This is a genomic window from Brochothrix campestris FSL F6-1037, from assembly GCF_000525915.1.
Classification (GTDB): Bacteria; Bacillota; Bacilli; order Lactobacillales; family Listeriaceae; genus Brochothrix; species Brochothrix campestris.
This window is the reverse complement of record NZ_AODH01000098.1, coordinates 1-608: the sequence shown is the minus strand read 5'-3', so window position 1 is coordinate 608 and position 608 is coordinate 1. Positions and strand designations below refer to the sequence as shown.

Annotated in this window: 3 rRNA genes; all 3 read right to left on the bottom strand. The window is 41.9% G+C overall.

Annotation, left to right across the window (positions count from 1 at the left end):
* Positions 1-60: ribosomal RNA gene (gene rrf, locus BCAMP_RS12040) — 5S ribosomal RNA — on the bottom strand; the annotation flags it as partial.
* A gap of 4 nt (positions 61-64) precedes the next feature.
* Positions 65-179, bottom strand: a 5S ribosomal RNA gene (gene rrf / locus BCAMP_RS12035).
* Positions 180-445: 266 nt separating this feature from the next.
* A 23S ribosomal RNA gene (locus tag BCAMP_RS12030) occupies positions 446-608 on the bottom strand; the annotation flags it as partial.

Sequence of the window (608 nt, the reverse complement as noted above, 5' to 3'; positions counted from 1 at the left end):
TAGCTTAACTACTGTGTTCGGGATGGGAACAGGTGTATCCTCTTTGCCATTACTACCAAACTATGCTTGGCGACGTCCTACTCTCACAGGGGGAACCCCAACTACCATCGGGCGCTAAAGAGCTTAACTACTGTGTTCGGGATGGGAACAGGTGTATCCTCTTTGCTATCGTCACCAAACATGTGTTTGAATTTCATCTAACCATCGTTCTTCATCGTTGTCTCCTTCGTCTCAATTGTCACATACAAACGTACGCTCCGCAATCAACTCATTGACGCCTTGAATAACTTGCTTATCTAAAATTCACATTAATAGATAAATCATCTACTAATTGCTTGGATAATTATGAAATTTTCATGAAAGCTTGCACTCTCAAAACTGAATACTAATTGATGTTTTTTCGAAAGGTAACAACCCATCGTCATTTTCGCTTTTAAAACTTAATAAGGTTAAGTCCTCGACCTATTAGTATTCGTCCGCTCCGTACATCGCTGCACTTCCACTCCGAACCTATCAACCTGATCGTCTCTCAGGGTCTTACTCACATAAAGTGATGGGAAATCTCATCTCGAGGGGGGGCTTCACGCTTAGATGCTTTCAGCGTTTAT